Raw genomic sequence first — 6,340 nt, 5'->3', positions numbered from 1 at the left:
GAACCCTTATATAGAAAGGCATTTAGCGATTTTTGTCAATTGTTTTTTATCTAGAGCGAACTAATCAATTAAGTCTTTTGCCAGATAAGGATTTAGTCGATTTATGCCCCCTATCGAACCATAACAAGTAACGAAGAGCCGGAATAATTAATGCTGACAGTGCCATCTCTATAGGTATGTCTGGGGTTGGGGAAGTGGGAATTATAAATTATAAATTATGAATTGGGGAGACCACTTCGTGCGCATTGCGGGGGGAAGCGAGGAAGTGGGGAAGTGGGGAAGTGGGGAAGTGGGGTGTGGGGTGTGGGGAAGTGGGGAAATTGAACTAAAACCCCAAAACCCTATCACCCTATCTCCTGTCTCCTGACAGTTTTTAAATATTTTTCAACATCAGCAAAGAGCGAGTTTGAAAGCCGAGATTTTGGTAGAGATTGAGAGCATTGTCGTTATTGATGAAGACTTGTAAACCGATGCGGGTTTGTCCGCGACTTTTTGCCCAATCCTTAGCTCGATCGATTAGTGCGCTGGCGATACCTTGGCGACGATGCTGGGGATCGACGTAAATTAGGAAAATATGACCATAGCGATCGCCTGTCACCTGATCGACGGCGCTCCCCATCCAGAGACAAGCGATCGCCGTTTGTTGTCCTTCGACGATCCACAGGGGAGTATCGAGGCAAAAAAACTGTCTGACTGTATCAGCTAGATGGGAGAGGTTTTTTTGTTCGGGAAAAAATTCTTGATAGCTGCGGGTGAGAAAATTAATTAGTAGATAGCGATCGCTCGGGTTTCCCAGTCGCAGCTGATAATCTTCGGGAAGGTTAGCCATGCCAAGGATAAGAGAAAATTATGCCCAGGGATGGCTCGATCGGAGCGGGTGCCGCTAAATCTGCCGGTAAAAAAATCCGGATGCCGGTGGCAACCAGAGCAACTAAAAACACGAAGATAGTCAGGAGCGGAGCGATATATTGCCGGAAAAAAGCCATAATTATTTGATCTCTAAACTGCTGTTCTTTCTATTTTAGGGATTGCCAGTGGAGATATCGGCAATTTTTTTAAAAAAATTCGCCCAAAAAAAAGTGATCGGCATACCGATCACTAGAAACCGACAACTAGACTATGACTAAACACCGATTAAATCTAACGAAGGTGCAAATAGGCCGCCTCTGCTTCCAATTGACGCACTAGAGCCTCATTTCCCTGCGCTCTAGCTACTTCCAGTCGGTGTTGTAAATTTCTGCGGAGTGTTTCCCTATGGGCCACGGTGGCCTGTGTTAGGACTTGCTGACGATTTTTGTTCATGGTGGACAGACTTTTGAGCGACTTAACTTACCTTATATCTAAATCATAACATTCTCCTTGGGAAACTGTATCTTTAGCTACTGAATTTGGCGTTAAGATTTATTAAAGCTGTTGGCAACCATAGTGACAAGTCAATGACGGAACAGGCACTGATAACCCTTACTAGCGATTTTGGACTACAGGACGGTTATGTGGGCATTATCAAGGGAGTAATCGCGGGAATTGCCCCCCATGCTCGCACGATCGATCTGAATCATCAAATTTCGCCCCAAGACCTTTACGCTGGTCGTTTTATTCTCCTGAATGCCTATCAATACTTTCCCCAAGGCACTATTCATCTGGCAGTTATAGATCCGGGGGTAGGAAGCAAAAGACGCGGGGTAGGGATTCGTTTTGCCGGTGGTTATTTAGTCGGGCCAGATAATGGTTTATTTAGTGGCATTTTAAGCCAATATACCGCTATATCTGCCGTTAATCTCAATAATTCTTCCTATTGGCGCACCCCTAACCCTAGCACTACTTTTCACGGTCGTGATATTTTTGCTGCTGTGGCCGCTTATTTGGCCCGGGGAGTACCCCTAGAAATGTTAGGTGAGATTATTGATCCCGATAGCTTGCAACAATTAGCGATCGCTGTTCCGCAAATCGAGGAAGATAAAATCAGGGGTCAAATTCAATATATTGACATTTTCGGCAATTTAATCAGCAATATTCCCGATTATCTCCTAGAGGGAAAAAATTGGTCGGTGCAGTTGGGGCCAAAAATTATCCCCGCAAAAAACACCTACAGTGATGTTCCTTCCGGAGAAATAGTCGCTTTTATCGGTAGTCACGGGGGGTTAGAAATTGCCGTCAATAGTGGTAGCGCCCAAAAGCAATTACACCTAAATATTGGCGATGCGATCGAGGTTAGAATAGATGGGAGTCAGGAGTAAGAATTCAGGAGTCGGGTGATAGGGTGATAGGGATTTAGGGGTTTAGGGTGTTGAGGTGTTAGGGTTTTAGGGTTTTACTTGAAATTCCCCCACTACCCCACTACCCCACTACCTACTGATCACTGATCACTGATAACTGATATAGCTTTTTAATCAATTCTCATACTAATATCTAACCAAGTAGAACGGGTAACTGGGGCGCTAGTGGAAATATAATCTACTCCTGTTTCGGCAACGTTGCGAATGCGATCGAGGGTAATATTTCCCGATGCTTCTATTTTGGTTTTACTATTAAAATTGCGGATCATCTCCACAGCAGTTTGCATCATCTCTAAATCCATATTATCTAACATAATGATCTCTACCTGCTGCTGCAGGGCCTGATTCACTTCTTCTAATTGGCTGGTTTCTACCTCAATTGTGAGAGGATAGGGCATATTTTGCCGTACACGACGCACTGCTTCCTCAATGCTGCCCGCTGCTTGAATATGATTATCTTTAATCATAATTGCATCATCTAACCCCAAACGATGGTTAATAGCGCCACCGATACCAGAGGCATATTTTTCTAAAATTCGCAATCCGGGGGTAGTTTTGCGAGTATCCACCAATCTTGTCGATAAATCGGCAATTTTCTCCACATACTGACGAGTGGCACTAGCGATTCCACTCAAGCGCATGGCAAGATTTAAAGCGACTCTTTCCCCGATTAACAACGCATCGAAGGAACCTTCTATCTCGGCAATAACTTTAGACTTGGGGCAGAATTCCCCCTCGGCAACGGTGGGGGTAAAGTGAATAGTGGGGTTAAGCAGTTGAAAAACTCGTTCAGCTACGGGTAAACCAGCAATAACTCCCGCTTCCTTGGCAATCCAACTAGCTTGACCAATTTTAGCATGACCGAAGAAAATTGCTTGGGTGGTGCGATCGCCTCTACCGAGATCTTCTCGTAACCAGTTTTCTAACAAGGGATCAAGAACTAATAGGGGCGGTAACATAGAATTTATCGAAACAATCGGGACGTATTTATTTTAAGTCTAGGAATGTTTGACCTGTTTGTAAACTTTCTTTAATCGAAACTTATCCCTTCATAGATTAACTCGATCGCACAGTGAAAATCGAGACTAGATAGAATAATTTCTTCCCCTTGACTATAAGCGCAGTAAAACCAAATTTTATCTTCACCGCGACGATAAACCTCAACAGTGATCGATTCAGGATCGACTAAAACGTATTCTTGTAAACTAGGAATCTGACGATAATATTGTAACTTTTTAGTGCGATCATAGTTTCCTGTGCTAGAGGAAAGCACTTCAATAATCACTTGTGGATGTTGAATAAAATTACGAGATTCTCTATCCCTAAAATCGCAACTAATCACCAAATCGGGATAAAAATAACGACTATTATTAGCCTGTACTTTCGCATCAGATACATTCACTCGACAGCCTCGCGGACGGAGATGAGAATATAAAGTTCTGTAAAAATTTAGGGTAATATCATTATGAGGCAGACTACCCCCAGTCATGGCGATAATTTCCCCATCAATATATTCATGGCGACATTCCTGGGTAGCTTCCCATTCTAGATACTCTTCCGGGGTCATTCTTTCTGGGTATTGAGGTTGAGCGATCATTTTTCTTTTTCCTTGTCAACTAACTAAATTAATATCCCATTTCCTTTTTATCTTATACCATTTTCTCGCCCGAAGATTTAAGAATAGTTATAATTAAGCGGTGACTGATTACCCTAATGATAAGATGGAGAGAGAAAGCATTATTGTCGCAGGTCGCTAAGATGACGAAAACAGTTGCCGATATCATGACTCCCAATCCCATCACCGTCACCGCTAACACTTCTCTGTCCGAAGCAGTGAAGATTTTGGCCGAAAAGCGGTTTAGTGGTTTACCCGTGGTGGATGACAATATACGACTGATTGGGGTTATCTCCGAAACTGACCTTATGTGGCAGGAAACGGGAGTAGAAGCTCCTCCTTACATTATGCTCCTCGATAGTGTCATCTATCTACAAAATCCTAGCCGTCACGAGAAATTACTCCATAAAGCTCTCGGTCAAACCGTGGGGGAAGTAATGACCGATAAACCTATTAGTATCACAGCCGATCGCCCTTTGAAAGAAGCGGCCTCGTTAATGTATGATCGTCATGTGCGTCGTTTACCGGTGATTGAGGAAGAAACCCACAAAGTAATTGGTATTATCACCCGCGGCGATATCATTCGCGATATGGCAAAATCGGAAGCATAATTGCTTTTCTAGGGCAAAAATTAACTAAAAGGTCTTGAACAAATGAATCAATCTCAGGAAACGGTTACTTATTCCCTAGAAACTATCTTGACGCGGATGGAGGGTAAAATCGATTCGTTACAAAAAGATGTGACGGATTTAAAGGTAGGACAAGCGGTGTTAACGGGAAAAGTTGAGGGAATAGAAAATCGACTAAACTCATTAGAAGGAAACCAAAAATATCAGGTTTGGGCATTAATTGTCCTCTTAGCTGGGGCAATTGTGAAAACTTTTTTTTTCCCTCGATCCCCCCTTAATCCCCCCTTAATAAGGGGGGCATCTGATAATTTTTAACGCCTACCTACTTAAATTCTTATTTCCCTGGCAATTTCTCTAAAAACTATCAGAATGAAGCGCCGTCAATTTTTCATTAATTCCGCTCTAACTGCTGTTAGTTTTTCCCTAATTCCTAGAAAAGTTGTTAGTAATAATTTTCCTCTAATTAAACCGCCACATCTACAACCGGGGGACGGAGTGGGTATTATTAGTCCGGCGGGGGCAACTTTTAAAGAAGATGATTTGAATATAGTTATTGAAGCAGTTAAAGCTTTAAAATTAGTCCCAAAAGTTGGTCAACACGCTTTAGATCGTTATGGTTATCTAGCCGGTAAAGATAGCGAGCGAGCCGCGGATATAAATCAATTTTTTGCCGATGATAATATTGCCTTAATTTTACCAATTCGCGGCGGTTGGGGAAGCGCTCGTTTATTACCTTATCTCGACTACGATTTAATTGGCCGTCATCCGAAAATTATCTGTGGTTTTAGTGATATAACTTCTTTATTATTAGCTATTTATGCCAAAACTGGTTTAGTTACTTTCCATGCTCCCAATGGCTTTTCTAGTTGGCGCACCGCTCAAACTGAAAGCTTTCGACAGGTTTTATTTTCCGGGGAAAAGTTGACTTTTAGAAATATTCCCGATCCCGATGATGCCAATCGTTTAATGCGGGTAAAAAATCGGATTCAAACTATTACTAAAGGTCAAGCAAAAGGTAAATTAATCGGTGGTAATTTAACCACTTTAGCCTCAATAGTTGGTTCTCCCTATCTACCAGATTTTACCAGTGCTATCCTATTTTTAGAAGATATTGGTGAAGATATTTATGAAATAGATCGCCTGTTAAATCAATTAAAATTAGCGGGAATTCTCGATAATTTAGCTGGGTTTATCTTCGGTCAATGTAGCAATTGTAGCGCCGATAGTGACTATGGTTCCCTGACTTTAGAAGAAGTGATCCGAGAATATATCCAACCCTTAAAAATTCCCGCTTGTTTAGGTTTAATGATCGGACATTTGGAGATTATTGAAACTATTCCCATCGGTATTGAGGTAGAATTTGATGCTAATCGGGGAACAATTACTATGTTAGAATCGGCGGTTAATAACTAGGGTTTGCTGAATAAATCTAAAAACCTTTTTGGATAAGGCTCTTAGACTTTTTTCCCCTCAAAAAGTGCTGACCATTGGAGTGATCGGGGGTAAAATTCCTGGACTTTTTCCCTGAAAATTAGATAACTGACTATCTCAAAATCGGTAAAACCCTACACCCCACACCCCACACCCCACACCCCACACCCTGCCTCCACCAACAAACTTTTTCAGCAGCTCCTATATTAATTTTTGGGGTACTGATAAGTAGTTGGAAAAAAGTAAAGTGGTTCTTCGTTACTTGGTATGGTTCGATAGGGGGGCATAAATCGACTAAATCCTTATCTGGCAAGAGACTTAATTGATTAGTTCGCTCTAGAGCAAAAACAATTGACAAAAATCGCTAAATGCTTTTCTATATAAGGGTT

General features: G+C 41.9%; 9 protein-coding genes. 4 read left to right on the top strand and 5 right to left on the bottom strand.

Features of this window, described 5'->3' with window-relative positions:
• Positions 1-373: 373 nt before the first annotated feature.
• The 3 genes from O9290_RS15100 to pirA all read right to left on the bottom strand — a co-directional run bounded on the left by O9290_RS15100 (position 374) and on the right by pirA (position 1,302).
• Entirely contained in the window at positions 374-829 is a 456-nt protein-coding gene (locus tag O9290_RS15100) for a GNAT family N-acetyltransferase (RefSeq protein WP_288056174.1), read from the bottom strand.
• Entirely contained in the window at positions 822-986 is a 165-nt protein-coding gene (locus O9290_RS15095) for a DUF8624 family small hydrophobic protein (protein ID WP_002760035.1), read from the bottom strand. Before O9290_RS15095 ends, O9290_RS15100 begins: the two co-directional genes overlap by 8 nt.
• A 154-nt stretch (positions 987-1,140) precedes the next feature.
• Positions 1,141-1,302, bottom strand: coding sequence for an arginine synthesis PII-interacting regulator PirA (pirA, locus tag O9290_RS15090; protein ID WP_002733724.1), 162 nt, complete (start codon positions 1,300-1,302; stop codon positions 1,141-1,143).
• Positions 1,303-1,436: 134 nt separating this feature from the next.
• Here pirA and O9290_RS15085 point away from each other — a divergent pair, with 134 nt between their 5' ends.
• Positions 1,437-2,237 carry an SAM hydrolase/SAM-dependent halogenase family protein gene (locus tag O9290_RS15085; RefSeq protein WP_288056176.1) on the top strand — a complete coding sequence of 267 codons (801 nt, stop codon included), beginning with the start codon at positions 1,437-1,439 and terminating at the stop codon, positions 2,235-2,237.
• Positions 2,238-2,386: 149 nt separating this feature from the next.
• Here O9290_RS15085 and nadC read toward each other — a convergent pair whose 3' ends face one another.
• Both nadC and O9290_RS15075 read right to left on the bottom strand, forming a co-directional pair.
• Entirely contained in the window at positions 2,387-3,235 is an 849-nt protein-coding gene (nadC, locus tag O9290_RS15080; protein WP_002765455.1) for a carboxylating nicotinate-nucleotide diphosphorylase, read from the bottom strand.
• 71 nt (positions 3,236-3,306) lie between these two features.
• Positions 3,307-3,873 (bottom strand): Uma2 family endonuclease, encoded by a 567-nt coding sequence (locus O9290_RS15075; RefSeq protein ID WP_288056522.1) that lies wholly within the window; start codon positions 3,871-3,873, stop codon positions 3,307-3,309.
• A 161-nt stretch (positions 3,874-4,034) separates the two neighbouring features.
• Here O9290_RS15075 and O9290_RS15070 point away from each other — a divergent pair, with 161 nt between their 5' ends.
• From O9290_RS15070 to O9290_RS15060, 3 genes are read left to right on the top strand one after another with little or no spacing between them, the layout of a single operon-like run.
• Positions 4,035-4,502 carry a CBS domain-containing protein gene (locus O9290_RS15070; protein WP_002765452.1) on the top strand — a complete coding sequence of 156 codons (468 nt, stop codon included), beginning with the start codon at positions 4,035-4,037 and terminating at the stop codon, positions 4,500-4,502.
• A 42-nt stretch (positions 4,503-4,544) separates the two neighbouring features.
• Positions 4,545-4,835 (top strand): hemolysin XhlA family protein, encoded by a 291-nt coding sequence (locus tag O9290_RS15065; RefSeq protein ID WP_002760030.1) that lies wholly within the window; start codon positions 4,545-4,547, stop codon positions 4,833-4,835.
• Positions 4,836-4,889: 54 nt separating this feature from the next.
• Positions 4,890-5,933 (top strand): S66 peptidase family protein, encoded by a 1,044-nt coding sequence (locus O9290_RS15060; protein ID WP_288056520.1) that lies wholly within the window; start codon positions 4,890-4,892, stop codon positions 5,931-5,933.
• Positions 5,934-6,340 lie beyond the last annotated feature (407 nt).

The organism is Microcystis sp. LE19-41.2A (assembly GCF_027530405.1).
Lineage (GTDB): Bacteria > Cyanobacteriota > Cyanobacteriia > Cyanobacteriales > Microcystaceae > Microcystis > Microcystis aeruginosa.
The sequence above is the reverse complement of the archived record's forward strand: the minus strand, read 5'-3'. Positions and strand labels throughout refer to the sequence as shown.